Origin of the sequence: Corynebacterium sp. HMSC064E07, from assembly GCF_001815745.1 — a bacterium.
GTDB lineage: Bacteria > Actinomycetota > Actinomycetes > Mycobacteriales > Mycobacteriaceae > Corynebacterium > Corynebacterium jeikeium_D.
This window is the reverse complement of record NZ_KV821802.1, coordinates 25,535-46,325: the sequence shown is the minus strand read 5'-3', so window position 1 is coordinate 46,325 and position 20,791 is coordinate 25,535. Positions and strand designations below refer to the sequence as shown.

At 60.6% G+C, this 20,791-nt stretch carries 21 protein-coding genes and 1 tRNA gene; 16 read left to right on the top strand and 6 right to left on the bottom strand.

Annotated features, from left to right (window positions below; translation table 11 throughout):
* The first annotated feature begins 42 nt into the window (after positions 1-42).
* From HMPREF3053_RS01575 to HMPREF3053_RS01555, 5 genes are all read left to right on the top strand, one after another.
* The gene (locus HMPREF3053_RS01575; RefSeq protein ID WP_246819355.1) at positions 43-651 is read left to right on the top strand and encodes a tRNA threonylcarbamoyladenosine dehydratase; all 609 of its coding nucleotides are present in this window, start codon (positions 43-45) and stop codon (positions 649-651) included.
* A complete protein-coding gene (locus HMPREF3053_RS01570) occupies positions 648-1,433 on the top strand; it encodes a TatD family hydrolase (RefSeq protein ID WP_246816309.1) in 786 nt (261 codons plus the stop codon). The genes HMPREF3053_RS01575 and HMPREF3053_RS01570 overlap by 4 nt, the downstream gene beginning before the upstream one ends.
* Positions 1,434-1,516: 83 nt before the next feature.
* A tRNA-Glu gene (locus tag HMPREF3053_RS01565) sits at positions 1,517-1,589 on the top strand.
* Positions 1,590-1,699: 110 nt separating this feature from the next.
* Positions 1,700-2,656: a lactate/malate family dehydrogenase gene (locus HMPREF3053_RS01560; protein ID WP_048735408.1), complete on the top strand. Its 957-nt coding sequence runs from the start codon at positions 1,700-1,702 to the stop codon at positions 2,654-2,656.
* Positions 2,657-2,726: 70 nt separating this feature from the next.
* Positions 2,727-3,788 (top strand): acyltransferase family protein, encoded by a 1,062-nt coding sequence (locus HMPREF3053_RS01555; protein ID WP_246816307.1) that lies wholly within the window; start codon positions 2,727-2,729, stop codon positions 3,786-3,788.
* Between the two features lie 42 nt (positions 3,789-3,830).
* Here HMPREF3053_RS01555 and HMPREF3053_RS01550 read toward each other — a convergent pair whose 3' ends face one another.
* Both HMPREF3053_RS01550 and HMPREF3053_RS01545 read right to left on the bottom strand, forming a co-directional pair.
* Complete coding sequence (locus HMPREF3053_RS01550; RefSeq protein WP_070549654.1) at positions 3,831-4,256, bottom strand: carboxymuconolactone decarboxylase family protein; 426 nt, start codon at positions 4,254-4,256, stop codon at positions 3,831-3,833.
* On the bottom strand, positions 4,240-5,142 hold the full coding sequence (locus HMPREF3053_RS01545; protein WP_070767147.1) for a LysR family transcriptional regulator: 903 nt from the start codon (positions 5,140-5,142) through the stop codon (positions 4,240-4,242). The genes HMPREF3053_RS01550 and HMPREF3053_RS01545 overlap by 17 nt, the downstream gene beginning before the upstream one ends.
* Before the next feature lie 69 nt (positions 5,143-5,211).
* Here HMPREF3053_RS01545 and HMPREF3053_RS01540 point away from each other — a divergent pair, with 69 nt between their 5' ends.
* Entirely contained in the window at positions 5,212-6,135 is a 924-nt protein-coding gene (locus HMPREF3053_RS01540; protein WP_070767149.1) for a TDT family transporter, read from the top strand.
* Here HMPREF3053_RS01540 and HMPREF3053_RS01535 read toward each other — a convergent pair whose 3' ends face one another.
* Together HMPREF3053_RS01535 and HMPREF3053_RS01530 are read right to left on the bottom strand one after the other, a co-directional pair.
* A complete protein-coding gene (locus tag HMPREF3053_RS01535) occupies positions 6,136-7,326 on the bottom strand; it encodes an MFS transporter (protein ID WP_049189543.1) in 1,191 nt (396 codons plus the stop codon).
* Positions 7,326-8,051: an IclR family transcriptional regulator gene (locus tag HMPREF3053_RS01530; RefSeq protein ID WP_070767146.1), complete on the bottom strand. Its 726-nt coding sequence runs from the start codon at positions 8,049-8,051 to the stop codon at positions 7,326-7,328. Before HMPREF3053_RS01530 ends, HMPREF3053_RS01535 begins: the two co-directional genes overlap by 1 nt.
* Before the next feature lie 65 nt (positions 8,052-8,116).
* Here HMPREF3053_RS01530 and leuC point away from each other — a divergent pair, with 65 nt between their 5' ends.
* Positions 8,117-9,544 carry a 3-isopropylmalate dehydratase large subunit gene (gene leuC / locus HMPREF3053_RS01525; protein WP_049189542.1) on the top strand — a complete coding sequence of 476 codons (1,428 nt, stop codon included), beginning with the start codon at positions 8,117-8,119 and terminating at the stop codon, positions 9,542-9,544.
* 62 nt (positions 9,545-9,606) lie between these two features.
* Positions 9,607-10,197: a 3-isopropylmalate dehydratase small subunit gene (gene leuD / locus HMPREF3053_RS01520; RefSeq protein WP_049189541.1), complete on the top strand. Its 591-nt coding sequence runs from the start codon at positions 9,607-9,609 to the stop codon at positions 10,195-10,197.
* Between the two features lie 17 nt (positions 10,198-10,214).
* Here leuD and HMPREF3053_RS01515 read toward each other — a convergent pair whose 3' ends face one another.
* Complete coding sequence (locus HMPREF3053_RS01515; RefSeq protein ID WP_210400035.1) at positions 10,215-11,195, bottom strand: NUDIX hydrolase; 981 nt, start codon at positions 11,193-11,195, stop codon at positions 10,215-10,217.
* Positions 11,196-11,307: 112 nt separating this feature from the next.
* Between HMPREF3053_RS01515 and HMPREF3053_RS01510 the strand changes: the two genes are divergently transcribed.
* Both HMPREF3053_RS01510 and HMPREF3053_RS01505 read left to right on the top strand, forming a co-directional pair.
* A complete protein-coding gene (locus tag HMPREF3053_RS01510; protein WP_016422532.1) occupies positions 11,308-12,306 on the top strand; it encodes an NAD(P)H-dependent glycerol-3-phosphate dehydrogenase in 999 nt (332 codons plus the stop codon).
* 35 nt (positions 12,307-12,341) lie between these two features.
* The gene (locus tag HMPREF3053_RS01505) at positions 12,342-13,445 is read left to right on the top strand and encodes a D-alanine--D-alanine ligase family protein (protein ID WP_049171570.1); all 1,104 of its coding nucleotides are present in this window, start codon (positions 12,342-12,344) and stop codon (positions 13,443-13,445) included.
* Between the two features lie 10 nt (positions 13,446-13,455).
* Here the strand turns inward: HMPREF3053_RS01505 and HMPREF3053_RS01500 are convergent, their stop codons facing one another.
* Positions 13,456-14,436, bottom strand: coding sequence for a DUF3515 domain-containing protein (locus tag HMPREF3053_RS01500; protein WP_070429308.1), 981 nt, complete (start codon positions 14,434-14,436; stop codon positions 13,456-13,458).
* 111 nt (positions 14,437-14,547) lie between these two features.
* On the opposite strand from HMPREF3053_RS01500, the gene HMPREF3053_RS01495 reads away from it, so the two are divergent.
* Genes HMPREF3053_RS01495 through rsmD form a run of 6 tightly spaced genes read left to right on the top strand, consistent with a single transcriptional unit; the run spans position 14,548 to position 20,759 of the window.
* Complete coding sequence (locus tag HMPREF3053_RS01495; RefSeq protein WP_049171566.1) at positions 14,548-15,504, top strand: thiamine-phosphate kinase; 957 nt, start codon at positions 14,548-14,550, stop codon at positions 15,502-15,504.
* 37 nt (positions 15,505-15,541) lie between these two features.
* The gene (locus HMPREF3053_RS01490; protein WP_048735462.1) at positions 15,542-16,207 is read left to right on the top strand and encodes a uracil-DNA glycosylase; all 666 of its coding nucleotides are present in this window, start codon (positions 15,542-15,544) and stop codon (positions 16,205-16,207) included.
* A gap of 6 nt (positions 16,208-16,213) precedes the next feature.
* A complete protein-coding gene (locus HMPREF3053_RS01485) occupies positions 16,214-17,740 on the top strand; it encodes a DAK2 domain-containing protein (protein WP_048735464.1) in 1,527 nt (508 codons plus the stop codon).
* A 4-nt stretch (positions 17,741-17,744) separates the two neighbouring features.
* Positions 17,745-19,895 (top strand): ATP-dependent DNA helicase RecG, encoded by a 2,151-nt coding sequence (locus tag HMPREF3053_RS01480; RefSeq protein WP_070767144.1) that lies wholly within the window; start codon positions 17,745-17,747, stop codon positions 19,893-19,895.
* A 24-nt stretch (positions 19,896-19,919) separates the two neighbouring features.
* Entirely contained in the window at positions 19,920-20,192 is a 273-nt protein-coding gene (locus HMPREF3053_RS01475) for an acyl-CoA carboxylase biotin carboxyl carrier protein subunit (protein WP_070439653.1), read from the top strand.
* On the top strand, positions 20,193-20,759 hold the full coding sequence (rsmD, locus tag HMPREF3053_RS01470; RefSeq protein WP_049189536.1) for a 16S rRNA (guanine(966)-N(2))-methyltransferase RsmD: 567 nt from the start codon (positions 20,193-20,195) through the stop codon (positions 20,757-20,759).
* Positions 20,760-20,791 lie beyond the last annotated feature (32 nt).

The window sequence follows — 20,791 nt, the reverse complement described above, 5'->3', positions numbered from 1 at the left end:
TGAAAATCAGACACACTTTTTGTCACTTAACCCGGTGATGTCGTGGAGCCGAGCAATCTCAACCGTCAGGCGCTGGCTTTTGTCTCCACGATTGGCCGGGTCAAAGCCGAGGTCATGGAGGCGATGGTTGCCGATATCAACCCGGATTGTACGACCTATGCCCGCCAGATTTTTCTCACACGCGAAAACCTGGCGGAGACCTTCGAGCAGTTCCCGCGTCCGGATTACATCATCGACGCTATCGACGATGTCACCGGCAAGATTGAGATCGCGCAGTGGTGCGCGGAAAATCGTGTCCACCTCATTTCCGCTATGGGCGGCGGAAATAAGCTCGACCCAGCTCGGCTGACCTTCTCGAAAATCAATAAGACAAAGGTCTGTCCGCTGGCGAAGGTCGTCCGTCAGGTGTGTATCCGCCGACGCATTCGCGGTCTTGAGGTGCTGTACTCATCCGAAGAGCCAGTGAGAATTGCGGACAAGGGCAGCGGTACCAAGGCGGAAACCCTCGGTACCATGAGCTACATACCGCCAATCATGGGGCAGATGCTGGCCGGAAAGGTCATTCGCCGTCTGCTCGGGTTCGAGGAAACCCCGCTGGCCCCGCGCATCGGCGGTCCGGCCGACGAAAACCAGCCACCAACGGAAAAATGATGCGGCTCATCGATACCCACTTTCACTACGATTTCCTGCCACCGGCTTCGCGCGAGTGCTTCAAAGCCGATATTGCGCAGGAAGGCGTGGAGATCATCGCGCAGACAGTCCGCCCCTCCGGATTTGTCGAGCTAGAGCGCGAAAATCTCCCCATGGCCGCAGTCGGCTATCACCCGTGGTATATCGACGGCAACTACGAGCGCGAGCTTGAGATATTTCGCGAGGCCCTTCCACACACCCGTTTCGTCGGTGAGATTGGCTTGGACTTCGCGCCCCGCAGGCTTGACGACGTTCCCGCCGAGACTCAAATCCATGTCCTCACCGGCATCCTCGATGCTGTCCAAGCTTCGAGCCAGCCGCATATCCTGTCCATTCACACAGTCCGCAGCGCCGATACGGTGCTTGATCTGCTGGAACCACGCTTGAACACCGACGCGGGCATGGTGCCCGGTGAGAATCTCGTGCCCATCTTTCACCGTTTCGGTGGCACCAACGATGAGCTGACCAGGCTTATCCGAGCCGGTGGCTACATCTCCGTCAATCCGCTCATGTTGCGGACCAAACGCGGACGGGCCTATGTGTCGCAGGTGCCCGTCGATAGGCTTTTGCTGGAAACTGACCTTCCGCGCGAGCCCGGAAGCGGTGATGCGGCGGAGGCGGTCTCTGCCGAGGTCATCGCCGCGTTGCGGGACACTGTCGCCGAAGTTGCGACTTTGCGAAGAATGGATGAAGCGGAGCTTAAAAACGCATTGGCAGAAAATGCGGAAACACTTGGAATTTAGTGCTTTGACCTGGTGATTTGCAGTTACTATCCACGTCTAGTGTATTGTTTAACAAGTCCGCAGCGCGCGGATGAAAGTTCTAAGCCCCGTTCGTCTAGCGGCCTAGGACGCCGCCCTCTCACGGCGGTAACACGGGTTCAAATCCCGTACGGGGTACAAAGATATATAGAGACAAGAGCCTTCACTCGTAATCGAGTGGAGGCTCTTGTCTTGCTGCTCACCCCTCCACCGCGGCACTGGATTTCCACAGTCCTAGTATCGAAACTATGAAACATTCAAAACTCGTTTGTATTGGTCTCGGTCACGTCGGTTCGTATGTTCTGACATATGCCATGGAATCCGGGCTGTTCGCTGAGATTGCCACTATTGACGCAGCACCAGGCGTCGCGCATGGCGAGGCTCTGGACCAATCCCAGTCCACTGGTGTTCCCGGCACGGACTATGTCAATGTGCATGCTGGCGACTACAGCGATTGTGCTGACGCAGATATGATTATCGTCGCTGCTGGTGCGTCCATTCTCCCGGACCCGGACGACCCGGATTCCCGTCCGGACCGTGCCGGATTGGCCAAGCTCAGCGGGGAGGTGGTTCGCGATGTCATGCCGGGAATCGTGAAGCATACGCGCGATGCGATCGTCCTCTTTATTACTAATCCACTCGATGCGGTGGTGCACTTGGCACATACCGAGTTCGACTACCCCGCGGAAAAGCTCTTTGGTACCGGCACCATGCTGGACTCGGCTCGACTGCGCTGGGTGGTGGCCAAGCAGCTCGGCATCGACCCGAAGTCAGTCACTGGCTACATGATGGGTGAGCACGGGCTTACGGCTGTCCCAATTTTGTCCACACTCAATGTTCAAGGTGTGAGGTGGGCAGAACTGGAAAAATGGCATGGCACGCCGCTGCCTTCACCGCAAGAAATTCAAGATGCCGTGGTCGGGGCAGCTTACGATGTTCTCAATGCCAAGGGCTGGACTAATGCCGGTGTTGCACGCTCCGCTTTGGAAATTGCCCGTGCGGTGATGCTGGATCAAAACAGCGTCCACCCGGTGTGTACACGCTTGGATGGTGAATACGGGTTGCCGGATGTCTCGCTGTCGATGCCTGCGGTGATTGGCCGAGGTGGAATCATTCGCCGTATGCCGCCACAGCTAAACAGCTGGGAGCTGGAGCGGTTGCGTGAATCTGCTCAGTACATTTTGAGCACCGTCGAGAATATGTAGAAGAAATTATGTAGATTCCACTTTTGCCGAAATAACACGGGGAAGTACTTTGCGCTCCTAAAATATTGGCATGAATTCGGCCAAGTCCACCTACGTTCCGGAGCTGACCAGCATCCGAGCCATCGGCGCGTTCGGCGTCCTGCTCACGCATGCCGCGTTTTGGACGGGCAATTACACCGGCGATTGGTGGGGGCGCCTCAACGGTCGATTCGAAATTGGCGTCACCATCTTCTTCGTGCTCAGTGCGGTTCTGCTCACAGGGCGCTGGCTCGGTTCGCCTGACGACGTCCCCGCGAACCGACCGGACTTGCGGAAGTATTTCACCAGCCGTGCGAAGAGAGTCCTGCCGGCCTACTGGATTGTGGTCACTGCGGCCTTTCTGATTCACACTGCAGACGAGCCACCACCATCTGGTGGAGGGCTACAGGGCTGGTTGCGCACGATGTCGTTTACCCAGACGCTCCAATTCGGCTGGATTCACCCGGGCTTGCCGCAGATGTGGTCGATGGTGGTGGAAGTCGGCTTCTACTTGGTATTGCCGCTGGTGGGGCTTGGCATCTGGACGATCACAAAGGGGCGGCTGCGGCCTGGTCCAACGTTGGCCATCATTATTGGTTTTGGCCTTATTGGCCCGGTCTGGACTGTGCTGTCGCATCAGGAAGGGCTGCTGCCGGTAGTGGCACGGCTGTGGCCGATGGCGTATTTCGACTGGTTCGCCATCGGAATGCTGCTGGCTTACGGGCGAAAAGTTGGCTGGCGCGTCAATTTGGCGGCCAGCTGGCTGATAGCGCTAGTCCTGTTTTTCCTATCCACAACCACTCACGTGGGGCCAGCAACCTTGGTGCCGGATGATGTCGACCAGGCGTTGTGGAAGACCACGCTGTATGGCTTGTCCGCAGGCGCATTCGTGGCCCCGATTGCGCTGGGCACGGAGGTAAGGGGGGCTTCGTCATCCAGCCTTGATGTGGTTGGGGGAGGTCTCCTACGAGTTCTTCCTCGTCCACGTGTTGGTCATGGACTGGGTAATGAGCTTGATGGGTTATCAGACCTTCCAGGGCTCGATGTTGGCAGTGGCAATTGTCACCACTGCCATCGCCCTGCCACTGTCGTGGCTGCTGCGCCGCATCACTGATGTACTAACGCGGAGGCCAGGGCCTGATAGCCCGTGGGCTGCCTACTGATCGTCGTCGTCAAGCGGGCCAAGCTCAGCGACGAGCACTTCCTGCGCGACCTTCATCGCGGACAGTGCAGCTGGTGCGCCGCAGTAACCAGAAGCGTGGACGATGGCTTCGGTGATCTCGGTGCGGGTCAGGCCGTTGGCGAGGGCACCCTTGATGTGGCCGCGCAGCTCTTCGGTGGCGCGCAGAGCGACGAGCATTCCAATGTTGAGCAGGGAGCGATCACGCTTGGCCAGTCCTTCGCGGCTCCAGACAGAACCCCAGACTGTGGCGGTGATGTGCTTCTGCAGGGTCTCTCCATCGGAGCCGGCGTTGCGAGAGAGGGCGGCATCGACGAATTCGTCGCCCATTACCTCGCGGCGGATCTGGATACCGGCATCGTAGCGGTCGGAGGAAAAGAGTTCATCATTGGGATTGCTCATGCTTGCTAAGTATAGGACTAGCAATGCGGATAAATTCCGAAATGTCCCCACTAGCTTCACTGCCACGACGCATAACCACGCTGAGATTGCGAGTAAAACGGGTGCGGGTGGGGACGATGACGATGCGCCCGAGCGTTACCTGATCGCGAATTGCGCCGCGGGCGATGATTGTTGGCGCTGCCAGCGCAATCATGCCAGCACGCTGTGCTGACAGGGATCCGAATTCTCCCGCGGGTTCGGCGAGATTCCCCAGTGCATCTTCCACGACCTGTCTACTGCCGGAACCGGGTTCGCGAATAACCAGCGGGGTAGTGCGCAGTTCCTCGATGGATATCTCGGCCCGCTCAGTCCACGGGTGCCCCGTCGGCACGGCGAGGACCAGCTCATCGGTGCCGATGATCTGCTCTTCGAGGTCGTGCCGACCAGCCTCGCCCTCTACCAGACCAAAGTCCACCGCACTGTCGGCTACTAGTTGCCGGACCTCCCGGGAGTTTGCCTGCACCATCGACAGTTTGACTGCGGGATGTTGCCGGTGGAACTCGGCGGCCCAGCCGGGGTAGTAGAGCTCAGCGACAGTATTGGACACCGCAAGGGTGAGGTGGCGGGGAACATCGTCGGAACGCAAGCTGGCGGCAATGCCCGAAAACCTGTGGCAGGCGGCGAGGAGGTCTGGGAGGGCGTCGATAAGCACTTGCCCTTTTTCCGTAGGCGAGACGCCGTAGGGGGAGCGTTCGAAGACGGTGATTCCCAGCGCTTTCTCCGCCCGTGCGATGCGTGCGGACATGGTCTGCTGGTTGGTGCCGAGCTCACGCGCAGCCTTCGAGATCGACCCCGCACGGGCGACGGTGAGAAGTGCATCGAGCTCGGCTACAGCGGAGGGGTACATGCATCTATGGTACCCCTCACAGAGTTTCGTGATATCTGTGACTGCAGCAAGCGCAAATACGGTATGGGCATGACCGACTCTCCTCGCAGTGATGTGCTTGCGCCCGCCGGGCCCGCGTGGGCAGGATCTCTGATGGGTACGTCCATCTTCGCTACGCTTGCGCACATTCATGACGTGCCGATGGTTCCGGAGCTGCTTCTCATCGTGGCAGTAGGCATTCTCGGTTTCATAGTGGTTGGCTGGTTGCGTCTTCGAAACCCGCCTTTCCACTCGAAGTTGATGGCACCGTGGGGCATGCTCTCGATGGGCATCATGGCTCTCGGTAGTGCTGCGACTGCGCTATCTAGTAACTCATCGTGGCAGCTGGTGTCCTGGTGGATTGGTGCGCCGCTGGCTATCTACGTCAGCCTTCGTCAGCTGCGAGGATTCGAAGGCGAACCAGCTTTTCAGTGGGGCCTCGCGCTAGTCGCCCCGATGGTGGCGGCGACAAGTGGCGCGCAGCTGAGCGTTGACTACGGCACGTTCTATCACGTCTGCGCACAAATACTCTTTTGGATGGCGCTGATTACGGTTCTGCCGGTTTTCGTACGCTGCTACGTCGCGCTGTTCTCTGGCACCATGCGCATCCCCGATTCCATCGCCGGTACTGCCTGGATTCCGCTCGGGCTGGTCGGTCAGTCCACGGCTGCTGCGCAGCTGCTTTTCAACCGAACCTTCGCTGTTGCTTACGGCACCGCTGTGCTCATCGTCGGTGTCTTCCTCGCCGTCATTGCTTTACGACGATTCACCCGCGCCGTAATCCGTTGGGCCGGCTATAGCCCTGGTTGGTGGGGTGCAACCTTCCCCGTGGGCACTCTGAGTCTTGGTACGCACAGCCTGGGTGACACTACCGGCGTGCAGTGGCTATACGTGGTTAGCGCTGGGCTGCTGTGTTTGCTGGCTGTGCACTGGTGCGCGTGCGTGGCTCGATTTGTTTGGTGGGCGCGGAGCTAGCTAGTCAAGCTCGACCCGCACCCGCCCGTTGCGGTTCTGGTCTTCTCGTGGCGCAATACCCAGCGCGGCGGCGGGGAACAGAGCCGTGACGGCAAACAGCGCGGGGAAGCCCGCAGCGGCCACAATCGCACCCGAAACCGGAGGCGTTGCAGCGTAGATAATGTTCTGGAACGTGTTCTGCGTACCCATAGCGCGTCCGGACCAGAAGGGGCCTGCGTATTCAGCAACTGCGGTGAAGGCGAGTCCATTCGGGCTGACCACAGCAACGGCCAGTGCGCAGACCAGCAAAGTTCCAAGCGTGCGCCAATCAGCCCAGCTGGCAATCATCATTGCGACAGCCAAAACAAAGGTCGCACCCGAGACCCAGCGGTAGGGGCGGATGCGAGATCGCACTCGGTCAGAGACCACACCCATCAGTGCTCGCGATCCGGCACCGAGCAGCTGCGAGACCATCACAATTGTGCCCGCCGTGCCATCGGAGTACCCCACAGACAGCAACCACACCAGAATGTAGGCACCCATCATCGACTGCGGCCAGGACAGCAGCGCCGAGGCGATGTGGATGCGCACGAGGTACTTGCCGTCCCGGTAGGGGCTGGCCGTGACGGTGGGGTTCGAGGCATCAGGGCGAGGGGGATTCTTCACGCCTATCAGTACAAGCAACGCCAGCACGGCGCACAGGATTGCGGGCATCGCGAGTGCGACTCCGATGCTGTAATTCTGCGCGAGAGGGTGCAGGGTTACCGCTGATAGTGCAGCGCCGAGGGGCTGAGCCATTTGGCGAATGCCCATCGCAGTGCCGCGCTGATGCGGTGGGTACCAGCCCGACACCACGCGGCCGGATGCCGAATTCACGCTCGCCGCCGCACACCCGGCGAGAAAGAGCGTGGCCCCGAGCAGAGCCGGGCTTGACGACGAAGCTAGCGCCGCAAGCCCCGTCGTTAAGGCAGTAGAGGTCAGGCCGGCGAACAGAGCTGCGCGTTCGCCATAGCGGTCGACAAACCAGCCCCAGGCGATGAGCGTGAAGACAATACCGGCCGCCGGCATTGCTGCGACGAGGCCGGCGGCGGAGAGGCTTAAGCCGTTTTCCTGTAGGGATGGGATGAGAAAAGGCACACCCATGTGAACGACGGACGAACCGACCGCCGCGAACATGGACAGAAGAAGGACAAGGTGACGGTAAGCGGGCATTACAGTCGGGAGCTCATCTCCTCAGCGGCGGCGAGAACCTTTGCGCCCCAGCATTCGTAGGGCGACGGAGTCATGCGCTCCACGGGGCCGGAGACGGATAGGACTGCAATCATGCGCTGGTTGCTGTCGAAAACCGGGGCGGAGACGGAGGCAAGTGCGGGGTCGCGCTCACCCATGGACTCGGACCAGCCGAGACGTCGGCAGTCGTCGAGGTCCTGTTGGTTGAAGTCGGCGTCGGGAAGCATTCGCTCAGCGAGGTTGGCCGGGCCAAAGGCCAGGAGAACACGTGCGGCGGAGCCGGCGGTTAGCGGCATGCGAGAGCCAACTGGCACGGTGTTGCGCAGTCCGGTGGCGGGCTCCATGGAGGCAATACAGGTGCGGGTATCGCCGGTGAGACGGTAGAGCTGCACGGACTCTCCGGTTACCTCTACTAGCTTCGGCAGGATGTGCGCTGCGGCGTCGGCAAGCAGGTCGGTTGTGACAGGCGTGATCTCGGTGAGGCCGGGGCCCGTCGTCCAGCGGCCGTCCGGAGTGCGGGTGACAAGGCGGTGTACTTCCAACGCCGTGGCCAGCCGATGGGCGGTGGCGCGGGGCAGGCCGGTGTCGTCACAGAGCTCGGCGAGGGTGCGTGGAGTTTCTGCAACAGACTTGAGAATGAGTACCGAACGGTCGAGAACCTTAATGCCACTTAGAGCTGGCGTCTCGGATGTGCTAATCTGTCCCATGCCATGATATTAACATCTCATTCCTTGAGATAAAAGAGATATATCCGGAAGGCGGCTCACCCACTATGCGCACCACGGACACCAGCCCGAAGACTCTGGCCGAGAAAGTCTGGCATGACCACGTAGTCAAGCAAGGCGACAACGGCGAACCAGATCTGATTTATATCGATCTGCACCTCGTCCACGAGGTTACCTCGCCGCAGGCTTTTGATGGCCTCCGTCTGGCAGGGCGCAAGGTACGCCGCCCGGATTTGACCATCGCAACCGAGGACCACAACGTTCCGACCACTGTCGCCGGCGGCAAAATCAATCTGATTGAGGAGCCGACCTCTCGTACCCAGATTGCCACACTGCGCAAGAACGCCGAGGAGTTCGGTATCCGCCTGCATCCGATGGGCGACCGCGAACAGGGTATCGTGCACGTCGTCGGCCCACAGCTGGGCCTGACTCAGCCGGGCACCACCGTCGTCTGTGGTGACTCGCATACCGCAACCCACGGTGCTTTCGGTGCTATGGCCTTCGGTATCGGTACCTCGGAGGTTGAGCACGTTCTGGCTACCCAGACCCTGCCGCTGAAGCCTTTCAAGACCATGGCGGTCAACGTCACCGGCGAACTGCAGGATGGTGTTACCGCCAAGGATTTGATTCTGGCGATTATCGCCAAGATTGGCACCGGCGGTGGTCAGGGCCACGTTATTGAGTACCGCGGCGAGGCCATCGAGAAGCTGTCGATGGAAGCCCGCATGACCATTTGCAACATGTCCATCGAAGCCGGTGCCCGTGCCGGCATGATTGCTCCGGACGAGACCACCTTCGAATACCTGAAGGACCGCCCGCACGCGCCGCAGGGCGAGCAGTGGGACGAGGCAGTCGAATACTGGAAGTCCCTGGTTACTGACGAGGACGCGAAGTTCGACAAGGTCGTTGAAATCGACGGTTCCGCGCTGACTCCATTCGTTACCTGGGGTACTAACCCTGGCCAGGGCGTGCCGCTGGGGGAGACCGTGCCAGATCCGGAGTTCATCGCTGAGGACTCCGACCGCATCGCGGCCGAACGCGCACTGGAGTACATGGATCTGAAGCCGGGCACCCCGATGCGCGACGTCAAGGTCGACGTGGTCTTCGTAGGTTCCTGCACCAACGGCCGCATCGAGGACATGCGCGCCGTCGCCGACGTGCTGAAGGACCGCAAGGTTGCCGACGGCGTCCAGATGCTCATCGTGCCGGGCTCCGCAAAGGTCCGTGCGCAGGCTGAGGAAGAGGGACTGGGCAAGATCTTCGAAGAGGCAGGCGCCGAATGGCGTATGCCGGGCTGCTCCATGTGCCTGGGCATGAACCCGGATCAGCTGACCCCGGGCCAGCGTTGCGCTTCGACCTCCAACCGCAACTTCGAGGGCCGTCAGGGCAAGGGTGGTCGTACCCACCTGGTCAGCCCGGCTGTCGCCGCAGCCACTGCCGTCGCCGGTCACTTCGCAGCACCGGCTGATCTCTAACTGACTCTCACTGCCGATCTTTGTACAACAGACCCAAGCAGAACTTCTAAGGACCTTTCACTATGGAAAAGTTTGATACTCACACCGGCGTCGGCGTTCCCCTGCAGCGATCCAACGTCGACACTGACCAGATCATCCCGGCTGTCTACCTAAAGCGCGTCACCCGCACCGGATTCGAGGATGGCCTGTTCAGCAACTGGCGCAACAACGAGTCCGACTTCGTGCTCAACCGTCCGGAATACGCAAAGGGCTCCGTCCTCGTAGCAGGGCCGGACTTCGGTACCGGTTCTTCCCGCGAGCACGCCGTGTGGGCCCTGATGGACTACGGTTTCCGCGTCGTCATCTCCTCCCGCTTCGCCGATATCTTCCGTGGCAATGCCGGCAAGGCGGGGCTGCTCGCCGCACAGATGCAGCAGTCCGATGTCGAGCTGCTGTGGAAGCTGCTGGAGGCTAACCCTGGCATGGAGCTCACCGTCAACCTGGAGACCCGCACCGTCGAGGCCGGTGAGCAGGTCTTCCCGTTCGAGGTCGACGACTACACCCGCTGGCGTCTGATGGAAGGGCTTGACGACGTCTCCCTGACCCTGCGCAACGAAGCGGACATTGTGGCCTACGAGGAGAGTCGTCCGGCCCACAAGCCTAAGACGCTGTAGGTCAAAATCCTCACAAACTACTTCACCGGCAGCGCCGAGGCGTAGTAATCAGCCGTGGTCATCACACCGTCGTTGAAGCCCAGCACCCAGGCAGAGCCCTTCTTGCACAGGATTTCCTCGTCGAAGGGCAAGGTGCCCTCAGCGGACCAGGCGGCAAGCAGGTCTGGGATGGTGATGCCCTGAGAGCAGATGACGCTGACTCCGCCTAGCGCGACAATGTCTTCGAATGCCTTCTTGGACTCAACCTGGTTGGCAATCCAGTGCTCGTCGCCAAGCCGTTCGTCGACTGTGACCTGCATTCCCAGCTCTGCGGCGAGTGGCGCGACGGTGTCCTGGCAACGCACGGGCTCGGCGGAGTAGATCCGCTCGGGGCGGAAGCCTTCCAGGGCAGAGACGAGCAGTTCCGCTTGACGACGTCCCTTCTTATCCAGTGGCCGCAGTGCATCATTGCCGTTCCAGTTGGTGCGACGGTGCGCACGCCCATGGCGAACCAGAATGAGACGGGTGTCCGGTTCCTTGTTCATGCGCTTGCGGGCCTTGACCAGCACGTCGCGGTCGAGGTCGTAGGACAGCAGCTCCTCGGCTTCGTCCCAGGAGACCCAACGAAGCTCGTTGACCTCGGAGTTCTGCTCGAATTCGCCGTCGAGAACCTCAGCGGTCCAGTACCAGACCAGCTTCGTGCGTCCGGCGACAGGGTAAGAGACGTTGCCGACGAGCTTGCCCAGACGGATGCGGTAACCGGTCTCTTCCCAGATTTCGCGGACGGCGGTGGCAATGAGGTTCTCGCCGGCGTCGAGCTTGCCTTTCGGCAGCGACCAGTCGTCGTAGGAGGGACGGTGAATCACGCAGATTTCAGGGTTGTGGACATCGCCGCGCCATAGAACCGCGCCGGCCGCGAAGGTCGGCTTGGTGACATCCTGACCTGGCTTCGTTGGAATCTGGCGCAGGCGACCGGTCACGGAGGTATCGCCCTTGAGGTCCTTGTCCTCTTCGTGCATCATCGTGAATTCCCTTTCAATCCTTTGTCGCCGACCTAGTTTAGTATCGCAGTGTGAGAACGTCTCGCTAGACTTGTTGGAGATTAGAGACTAACGGAGGAAGGTCGCGGCGATGGTGCAGGTTTCAGTGATGGGTGCGGGCTCGTGGGGCACGACGCTCGCCAAGGTTTTTGCTGATGCGGGCAATCCTGTACGGCTGTGGTCGCGACGTGCGGAGCAGGCACAGCGTATTCAGATCAGCCGCGAAAACCACGACTACCTGCCTGGTCTGGGGCTGCCGCGCAACATCGAAGCCACCTCGGATGCAGAGGCCGCGCTGAAGGGCGCGGATGTGGTGGTGCTGGGCGTGCCCTCGCAGACTCTGCGTGACAACCTCAAGGTCTGGAAGGACTTCATCGGGCCGGAGACGATTCTGCTCAGCCTGGCCAAGGGTGTGGAGCGCGAGACACATCTGCGCATGAGTGAGGTCATTGCGGAGGTCACAGACCTGCCAGCAGAGCGTATTGCGGTGCTGTCCGGCCCGAACCTCGCCCGCGAAGTTGCGATGGAGCAGCCAGCGGCAACGGTGATTGCTTGCGCCGATGAGAACAACGCCAAGATGATTCAGGCGGCAGTTGCCACTAATTACTTCCGCCCGTACACCAACACCGATGTGATCGGCTGCGAAATCGGCGGTGCCTGCAAGAACGTCATTGCGTTGGCCTGCGGTATGGCCGCTGGTCAAGGATTGGGTGAGAACACGCTGGCAACCATTATCACCCGTGGCTTGGCGGAAATCACGCGTCTGGGCGACGCGGTTGGTGCAGAAGATAAGACTTTCGCGGGATTGGCGGGCCTCGGTGACTTGGTGGCCACTTGTTCCTCGCCGCTGTCGCGTAACCGCACCTTCGGTGACCGTCTCGGTCGCGGTGACACGATGGAGCAGGCGCAGCACGCTACGCGCGGTCAGGTGGCTGAGGGTGTGATTTCTTCAATCTCGGTCCGTGACCTCGCTCGTCGCAATGGCGTGGAAATGCCAATTACTGAGGCCGTTTACGCCGTCTGCCACGAAGGCGCGAAGGTCGATGAGACAATTCGCAAGCTGATGGGGCGAAGCCGCAAGTCGGAGTAACCACTTCAACGAGGTCGGGGCTAAACTAAGTCACCATGACTTCGTCGAATAGCTCGTCTGCAGATCGCATTTCCGTCGCCGTCATCTACGGTGGCGCAAGCCCTGAGCACAGCGTCTCCTGTGTCTCGGCCGGCGCAATTATGGATCACCTGGATGAGGACCGCTTCCGAGTGGTTCCCATTGGTATTACCAAGGATGGTGTCTGGACCGTCGGGACGCGTGAGACGGATACGCTGCGCACGCAGGGGCGTACGATGCCTGAGGTCATCCCGGGCGAGGAGGTTGCGCTGAGCACCTCGCCGTCACGCCGCGGTGAATTCCGCTTCGTCACCGGTGATCGCGCCGGCGAGGTTTTCGACACCGTCGACGTTATCTTCCCGGTCCTCCACGGTCCGCACGGCGAGGACGGCACGATTCAGGGGCTCTTTGAGCTTTCCGGCATTGCTTATGTCGGCCCGGGCGTGCTCGCTTCCGCTGCGGGAATGGATAAGGAACGCACGAAGAATCTCTTGCAGGCAGCGGGGCTTCCTATTGGCAAGCAGGTTGTTTTGCATGTTGGCGAGTCGCTTTCCGACGAGGACAAGGAGACCCTTGGCCTGCCGGTGTTCGTTAAACCTGCCCGTGGTGGATCGTCGATTGGCATTTCCCGCGTGGATGATTGGGCGAATCTGGATGCGGCGGTAGAGCTGGCCCGAGAGCACGACTGGAAGGTCATTGTAGAGGCCGGTGTAGACGGCGCCGAGGTGGAGATTGGCGTGCTGCAGCGCGCTGACGGCAGCCTTCAGGTCTCTGTCCCGTCCCTGCTGCGTGGCACGGAGGACTCCGACGAGGGCTTCTACGGTTTTGAGACCAAGTACTTGGATGATGTCGTCTCGGCGCAGATCCCGGCTGAGCTGCCGGAGGATGTTTTGAAGGCACTGGACACGGATGCTCGTCGGGCGTTCAGGGCACTAGGCTCTGATGGGCTGACTCGCGTGGACTTTTTTGTCACGGATAATGGCCCGATTATCAATGAGGTCAACACCATGCCGGGCTTTACCCCGATTTCGATGTACCCGCAGATGTTTGCGGCTTCCGGTGTTGCCTACGAGGAGCTGCTCAGCGCCCTGATTGAGCGGGCGCTGGTAGCTCGTCGATAGAAGTTGGTTCTTACTTTTCTTCGCTCGGCGAGATGTTCTCCAGGTTGTCCGCGATGACCGAGGAGAGCACCGGCATTAGTGAGCTGGCCTCCGACATCGGCATTTCAACGGCGACGAAGCGCTCCCGGCCCATGGCGTACCAGGTGGCGGAGGTACCGGAGGAAAGCGTTGGTTCGTTGAACCAGACAATGTCGCCAACCTGCGTCAGCTGCTGCGTGGTGGTGCTATAGCCAGCCGGCTCGTCGACACCACAGCGCAGCACCACCGGATCTGCTGGGGTGCCGCCCCAAATGACCATGTCCTTCGGCATGTCAGCCGGCATTTCCTCTGCGCTCAGACGGTGACGGTTGCCAAGCTCGCGGGGGAGGGCAGCCTCCAAGCCGCTGCAGCGCTTATCAGCTTCCGGAGCTGCCAGTTCTACCAGTGGGACGCCGCCGCGCTCCGGCTTGTTCTTGTACTCGGAGTCCGGGCGCAGCGCCTCGGCGAGGTCACTCAGGGCATCCTCCGCCTCTGCATTTCCTTCGGCGGTAATCGCAACAACCGGTTCGCGCCCGACGGTGAACCAAGTCGCCAAAGACTCGTCGGTACTGTCGACCACGCGCAGCCACGAAATGCCCTTGACCTCTTCGGTCTTAGCCAGTTCGTTGTACTGGCTAGGTACGTTCGCGCCACAGCGCAGCGTGATGCGGTCTTGTTCCAAGTTTCGGTACACAGCGGCGCCTTCTGGAGCCGGCTCTGCAATGTCGGCGCGAACCAGACCTGCGGCGCGATCTGGCAGTCGGTCGAGCAGTTCCGCACACTCGGGCGAGTCATTGGCGGGAAGCTCCGGATTGGAAATCGCGACTGGCTTTGTCGCCTGATTATCCTGGTAAATCTTTGCGGCAAAAATAATGCCGAGGATAGCGATAATGGCGATAGCGAGTGCGATGCCCGCGCGTGTCCGGCTACCCTTGGACTGAACTGTTTCTCCCGATGGGGGTGCGTCTACCATGGGCCTGATTCTACGTTGTCCGGTACCAACTCCAATTGGTTGGGGGCAATACCGAGACGGGTTCCGCTATTAACGGTTAACCATCGACTATTAGGAATGTGACTCGACACTGTGACTGAATTGACCATTGGCGATATTGGCGAGTTTGGGGTCATTGAGGCCATCCGGGCTATCGCCCCGTCGGCACGCAATGGCGACGATGCCGCCGTCTTGACGCAGACAACCCCCAACGCCCGTTTTGTCACTTCCACCGACATGTTGGTGGAAGGGCGCCACTTCCGCCTGGACTGGTCGACACCTCAGCAAGTTGGAGCTAAGGCCGCAGTACAGAATTTCGCCGATATCGAATCGATGGGTGCGCGTCCAACGGCCATGCTTTTCGCCATCTCAGCACCGTTGCATACTCCGGTGAGTGTGGTCACCGGTATCGCCGAGGGATTGTGGCAGGAAGGCAAGCAATGTCCGGCGGAACTCGTCGGTGGTGACATGGTCAGCGGAGATTCTCTGGTGATTTCCATCAGTGCGATGGGCGAACTCGGTGGGCTTGGGCGGCCGCTGCTGCGCTCAGCAGCACGCGCGGGGGATACGGTGATTGCGTCGGGACGCATCGGCTACTCTGCTGCGGGCCTTGCGCTGCTTCAGCACTGCGGAAGCCCGGCAAAGGTTCCAAGCGAGTTTGCGCAGCTGGTGGCAGCACACTGTACGCCCGAATTTGAATATCGCAGGGGTGCCACGGCGCGAGCCACAGGTGTGCGTTCACTGACGGACAATTCCGATGGACTGGTGGTGGATCTCCGCGCTATTGCGCAGGCCTCCAGGGTTACTTTGGAAGTTGACAGCAGTGCTATTGCGCCCGATGAGTTGCAGATTGCCGCTGGTGAATACCTGGGCATCGACCCGTGGGAGTGGGTGCTCACCGGAGGGGAGGACCATACACTGATCGGTTCGACGCCGGGGGAGCCTCCGACGGGGTTCCGCGCTATCGGTACGGTGTCGAAGGAAAAGTTCGATTCGGTGCTTATCGACGGCAAACCTCCTGCCCGCGATGCCGGTTGGGTTTCCTTTTAAGAGTTCGAAGAGGTTTTGAGAAGAAAGGCTGCATGACATGGATCCGTTGCCGGTCGAAGAAGGGTGGCAGAAGGCGCTGGAGCCAGTGGCCGATGACATCCACCGGATGGGGCAGTTCCTGCGCGAGGAGAACGCGGCCGGCTACGGTTACCTGCCCGCGGGCACCGATGTGCTGCGCGCCTTTACTTATCCATTCGATGAGGTCAAGGTGCTCATTATCGGTCAGGACCCGTACCCGACCCCGGGGCATGCGATGGGGCTTAGCTTCTCGGTCCAGCCGGATGTGAAGCCGGTACCGCGGTCGTTGGCGAATATTTTTAAGGAGTACTCCTCCGACCTGGGGCTCCCGACTCCCTCCAACGGTGACCTCACTCCGTGGAGTAGGCAGGGCGTGGCCCTGTTCAACCGTGTACTGACCGTGCGCCCGGGTGCTGCTGCCTCGCACCGCGGTAAGGGCTGGGAGGCAATCACGGAGCATGCCATCAAAGCATTGGTCGCCCGTGATCAGCCTCTCGTGGCCATTCTGTGGGGACGCGACGCGCAGAGTTTGCAGCGTTGGCTCCCCGGCGTGGACTGCATCTGTTCGCCGCACCCGTCACCGCTGTCGGCATCCCGTGGGTTCTTCGGGTCGCGTCCGTTCAGCCGGGCCAATGAGTCGCTGATTCGTCAGGGAGCTACCCCTATCGACTGGACGCTAGAATAGGAATTCATGTCTTTGCAGATTGGTTCTGCCGCCATTGTCGGCTGGGTTGCCCGGGGGATTGACGCGCTTCAATCCCGCCGCGATGAGATCAACAGTCTCAATGTCTTCCCAGTACCGGATTCCGATACCGGGTCGAATATGCTCGCGACGTTGAGTTCGGCCTATGAGGAAGCGCAAAAGGCTGACGCTTCCGATGTTCGCGCAGTCACCGCGGCCCTAGCTGCCGGTGCAGTGCGCGGCGCCCGCGGTAATTCGGGCACTGTGCTCTCGCAGGTTTTTCGCGCGGTGGCTGAGGCTGCCTCCGGTAGTGGCATTGGCGTTGAGTCGGTACAACACTCGCTAAAGCTAGCTGTGCAACATGTTTCCCAAGCGATTGCCAATCCGGTGGAGGGCACGATTCTGACAGTCCTGCGGCACGCCGCGATTGCCGCGGAGGAATTTGAGGGCGACTCGATTGAGGAGCTCGCCGACACGATCGCGGATGCCGCTCGCGATGCGCTGGCGAAAACCCCCAGCCAGCTCCCGGCACTGCAGCAGGCGGGCGTGGTCGACGCCGGCGGCGCGGGGTTGGTCATTCTGCTCGACGCGCTTGCCGACGAAGTCAGCGGCCGCGCAGCCGCACCGGTCGATTTGCATGTCGACGCGCCACACGTAGCCACCGTTGAGATGGAGGTCATGTACCTGATTTCCTTGGCGGATACCCAGGCGGTGGAAGCGCTGCGAGAGCGGTTGAACCCGCTGGGCAATTCGCTCATCATCGCAGGTGATGCTGGTAATGCGGAGACCGCGCAGTACATGGTGCATATCCACACAGTGGAGCCGGGCGCGGTTATCGAGGCAGCACTTGACTTCGGTCGTCCGGAACGCATCCGTATCGAGGTGCTCGATGAGCCGGAGACAACACCTGACTCCACTCGCATCCTCATTGCGGTAGTGCCGGATGGTCCGCTGAATGATCTCATCACCTCCTCTGGGGCGATTGCTATCAGCCCGACCCCCGCTCCGACTCCCACATCCACTCCCACAGATCGCGCAGCCATCGCCGACCAGGAGTTCGCTGACAATGTGGTCACCAAGGCACTGACTGCCATGAGGGGCGCGGACGAGGTTATCCTGCTGCCAAATGGGCTGGTCAGCGACCAGGAATTGGCGGATATCGAATTCGCTGCTGCTGCGGCTAATCCGACTCTCGCGGTAGTGTCCACAGACTCCATTCCGGCTGGCCTTGCTGCCTTGGCCGTGCATTCGGCTGAGCTGCCGCTGGCGGTTGCTGCGTATGCGATGGGAGAGGCTGCCAATGGCACGCGAACGGCTGTAGTCGCTGCGGACGTCGATAAGCCCCTGACTGACGCGCTCACAGAGACCATCTCAGACCTGTTGGCTGGCGGCGGGGAACTAGTGACTCTGCTGCTCGGGCGCGGAGCTGAGGGCGTGGACATAGCGCAAGTGCGGGCGCGGCTGGACAAGCCTGTGGAGGTCGTAGCCTATGATGCGACCGGCATCGATGAGCTGGTGCAGGTAGGAATCGAGTAGCGCGATGCTCGGATGGCTCGGCTCGGATTATGCGCGCACGCCCCTGAATATCGTGGTGGGGCCAAAGACTGCAAAAAAGCTGCATACGGCTTTTGGTATGGAGACCGTCTCGGATGCGCTGACGAATTTCCCGAAGCGCTACGTGGCGCAGGGTAAGAGCTTAGATGTGTCATTTTCCGACATTGGCGACACCATCACCACAGTCGTGGAGGTGCACAGCATTTCGCCAGCGCCCGCCTTCGCCGACCGACGCAAGCCACTGAAAATCTATGTCAGCGACGGCGTGCGCATTCTTCCGGCCGCGATTTTCGGTGCCGAATGGCTGCGCAATATGCTGCACCCCGGTGTGCGTCTACTCATTGTTGGCACGCTCAGCGAGTTCCGCAATGAGCTACAGCTGAAAAATGTTGATTGCATGGTGCTTAAAGCCGATGGTTCGGTAGGCGCAGCCACTGGCAAGCTGGCCACACTGACGAAGACAGCCAAGGGGATTGCGGAGATGCAGCGGCTGCTCACGCGCCCCTATCTGCCCATTTACCGTGGCCGTAAAGGAGTAGCGGGTATTCACCTGGCTCTGTACATGCAGCGCATCCTCGAATGGTTACCGCTGCAGCCAGACCCATTGCCCGCCACGCCGGAGGGACTTACCGATTTCGACTCCGCACTGCGTGGCGCACACTTTCCCTCCATCGCGGGCCCCGACATCGCGCTTGCCCGACTGAAGTACGACGAAGCGCTTGAGCTCCAGCTCGCCGTTGGTGCACGCAAGCGTACTCAAGCGAGTCTCACCGCTCCGGCCTGCATGGAAGTCGCCGGGGGACTTCGCGACGAGCTACGCCGGGGGTTGCCGTTTTCGCTTACCGACGGTCAGGTCGCGGTCGCAGCCGATATCGCGCAGGATATAGCGAGGTCTAACCCGATGAACCGCCTGCTAGCAGGTGAAGTCGGCTCGGGTAAGACCGTGGTGGCCCTACTGGGAATGCTGCAAGCAGTCGATTCCAGCAGGCAGTGCGCGATGCTGGCGCCGACGGAAGTCCTGGCCCAACAGCACTACCGATCGCTGACAGCGATGCTGGAGCAAGCCGGAGTAGCAGTGACTGTACGACTGTTGACGGGATCGATGTCGACGAAGGAGCGCCGGGCAACCCTGTTGGAGGCAGTCAACGGGGAGGCTGACATTGTCGTCGGCACGCATGCCCTGCTCAGTGAGGGCGTGGAGTTCTTCGATCTCGGGCTGGTGGTCGTCGATGAGCAGCACCGCTTTGGTGTGCGCCAGCGCGATCAGCTGCGAAGCAGGGGACGGGGTGGAATGACACCGCATCTGTTGGTGATGTCGGCAACCCCGATTCCGCGCACGGTAGCGATGACCATTTTTGGCGACCTCGCAGTTTCGCAGTTGACGGAATTGCCACGGGGACGTCAGGAGATCCAATCTTTTGTCGTACCGACGCTGGAAAAGCCGCGCTGGGAGGCACGAACCTGGGAACGCATTGGGGAAGAAGTGGCCAAGGGCAACCGCGCCTTCATTGTCTGTCCCCGCATTACCCGCGACGAGGAACAGTTCCTCGACGAGTCCGTGGAGGCGGTGTTCGACCGAGCGAGGAAGAAACTTCCCGGTGTACGTATCAGTCAGTTGCACGGCAATATGGCACCGGAGGACAAAGACCGCGTGATGCAGGCCTTTGCCACAGGACAGCTCGATGTACTGGTGTCCACGACAGTTATCGAAGTCGGCGTGGATGTACCAGAGGCCACGATCATGATGATTCGCCGCGCCGAGAGCTACGGCATCTCGCAGATTCACCAGCTGCGCGGTCGTGTCGGCCGTGGTGACCGGGGTGGACTGTGCTTCCTGTGTACACACACGCATTCACAGACACCAGAGCGCACCCGGCTAGATCGCATTGCCGCCACCACCGACGGCATTCAACTGGCGGAGTTGGACCTGGCCACGCGTAGTTTCGGCGATCTGCTCGGCGATGACCAATCGGGACTGGCAACAGGCCTCGGCCTGGTGGACCTCACCACCGACGGCGAGATCATCGAGCGCACCCGACACGATGCCACGGCTCTCCTCGACAGTGATGAAAGGCTTGTGGGAGAGCTTATCTCCGATATCGATGAAGAGCAGTCGAACTACTTGGACCGCTCCTAGTAAGACCAAAGTAGACTGTTGGGCATGGTAAATGTCTGTGCACCTTTTGCAGGAGTAGTCCGCTGGGAGGTCGCCGAGAAAGACTCGGTGACGACCGGTCAGGTCATTGCGGTCGTGGAGGCCGTCAAGCTAGAAGCGCCGGTTTTAGCGCCCTGCCCGGGCACGGTCGCGGAGGTGGCGGCAGATCAATTTGTGGATGTCGAAGGCGGTCAGCTGCTGGCACGAATCACGCCAGCAACTCACAGCGCCACGGCACAGCACAACGGCAACGAGAACACATCGCACGAAGGGAAGTAGATGACCCGCATTATTGCAGGTGAGGCACGCGGTCGTAGGCTAGTCGCGCCTAAGGGAGAGACCACTCGGCCAACTAGTGACCGCGCGAAGGAAGCCATCTTTTCCTCCTGGTCCACACGCTTTGGGCTAGAGGGAACTCGCGTTCTCGACCTGTTTGCTGGCTCGGGTGCGCTCGGTTTGGAAGCGGCTTCTCGCGGCGCGCGTTCCGTCGTGTTGGTGGAAAACGATCCGAACGCCATTGCCGCTATTGAAAAGAACATTCGCACCGTGGGGCATCCCGATGTGGCCCTGTCTCCGATGAAAGTGTCGTCGTACCTTGCGGGCGCGCCGGGCGAGCCTTTTGACCGCGTCATCGCGGATCCGCCCTATGAGTTGGTGGGGGAGGCCGTTACAGAGATGCTCGAGGCGCTGCGTAGCTTCCTCGCGCCGGGCGCGGTCGTGACTGTGGAGCGTCACCGCGATGACGAGGAGACGCAGTGGCCCGAGGGCTACGAACAGCTCCAGCAGAAGCTGAAGCGTCGCATTCACGGTTTGGCGCGCTTCGACACCGCTATCTACAACGCTTAACGTTCTTCTTTACGCTTTACGACGGCCAAAGG

What these genes read in the sequence shown, in the direction of transcription:
- HMPREF3053_RS01570 (WP_246816309.1), top strand. Translation starts at nt 648, where the DNA reads ATGATGCGGCTCATCGATACCCACTTTCACTACGATTTCCTGCCACCG.
- HMPREF3053_RS01560 (WP_048735408.1), top strand. Translation starts at nt 1,700, where the DNA reads ATGAAACATTCAAAACTCGTTTGTATTGGTCTCGGTCACGTCGGTTCG.
- HMPREF3053_RS01555 (WP_246816307.1), top strand. Translation starts at nt 2,727, where the DNA reads ATGAATTCGGCCAAGTCCACCTACGTTCCGGAGCTGACCAGCATCCGA.
- HMPREF3053_RS01550 (WP_070549654.1), bottom strand. Translation starts at nt 4,256, where the DNA reads ATGAGCAATCCCAATGATGAACTCTTTTCCTCCGACCGCTACGATGCC.
- HMPREF3053_RS01545 (WP_070767147.1), bottom strand. Translation starts at nt 5,142, where the DNA reads ATGTACCCCTCCGCTGTAGCCGAGCTCGATGCACTTCTCACCGTCGCC.
- HMPREF3053_RS01540 (WP_070767149.1), top strand. Translation starts at nt 5,212, where the DNA reads ATGACCGACTCTCCTCGCAGTGATGTGCTTGCGCCCGCCGGGCCCGCG.
- HMPREF3053_RS01535 (WP_049189543.1), bottom strand. Translation starts at nt 7,326, where the DNA reads ATGCCCGCTTACCGTCACCTTGTCCTTCTTCTGTCCATGTTCGCGGCG.
- HMPREF3053_RS01530 (WP_070767146.1), bottom strand. Translation starts at nt 8,051, where the DNA reads ATGGGACAGATTAGCACATCCGAGACGCCAGCTCTAAGTGGCATTAAG.
- leuC (WP_049189542.1), top strand. Translation starts at nt 8,117, where the DNA reads ATGCGCACCACGGACACCAGCCCGAAGACTCTGGCCGAGAAAGTCTGG.
- leuD (WP_049189541.1), top strand. Translation starts at nt 9,607, where the DNA reads ATGGAAAAGTTTGATACTCACACCGGCGTCGGCGTTCCCCTGCAGCGA.
- HMPREF3053_RS01515 (WP_210400035.1), bottom strand. Translation starts at nt 11,195, where the DNA reads ATGCACGAAGAGGACAAGGACCTCAAGGGCGATACCTCCGTGACCGGT.
- HMPREF3053_RS01510 (WP_016422532.1), top strand. Translation starts at nt 11,308, where the DNA reads ATGGTGCAGGTTTCAGTGATGGGTGCGGGCTCGTGGGGCACGACGCTC.
- HMPREF3053_RS01505 (WP_049171570.1), top strand. Translation starts at nt 12,342, where the DNA reads ATGACTTCGTCGAATAGCTCGTCTGCAGATCGCATTTCCGTCGCCGTC.
- HMPREF3053_RS01500 (WP_070429308.1), bottom strand. Translation starts at nt 14,436, where the DNA reads ATGGTAGACGCACCCCCATCGGGAGAAACAGTTCAGTCCAAGGGTAGC.
- HMPREF3053_RS01490 (WP_048735462.1), top strand. Translation starts at nt 15,542, where the DNA reads ATGGATCCGTTGCCGGTCGAAGAAGGGTGGCAGAAGGCGCTGGAGCCA.
- HMPREF3053_RS01485 (WP_048735464.1), top strand. Translation starts at nt 16,214, where the DNA reads ATGTCTTTGCAGATTGGTTCTGCCGCCATTGTCGGCTGGGTTGCCCGG.
- HMPREF3053_RS01480 (WP_070767144.1), top strand. Translation starts at nt 17,745, where the DNA reads ATGCTCGGATGGCTCGGCTCGGATTATGCGCGCACGCCCCTGAATATC.
- HMPREF3053_RS01475 (WP_070439653.1), top strand. Translation starts at nt 19,920, where the DNA reads ATGGTAAATGTCTGTGCACCTTTTGCAGGAGTAGTCCGCTGGGAGGTC.
- rsmD (WP_049189536.1), top strand. Translation starts at nt 20,193, where the DNA reads ATGACCCGCATTATTGCAGGTGAGGCACGCGGTCGTAGGCTAGTCGCG.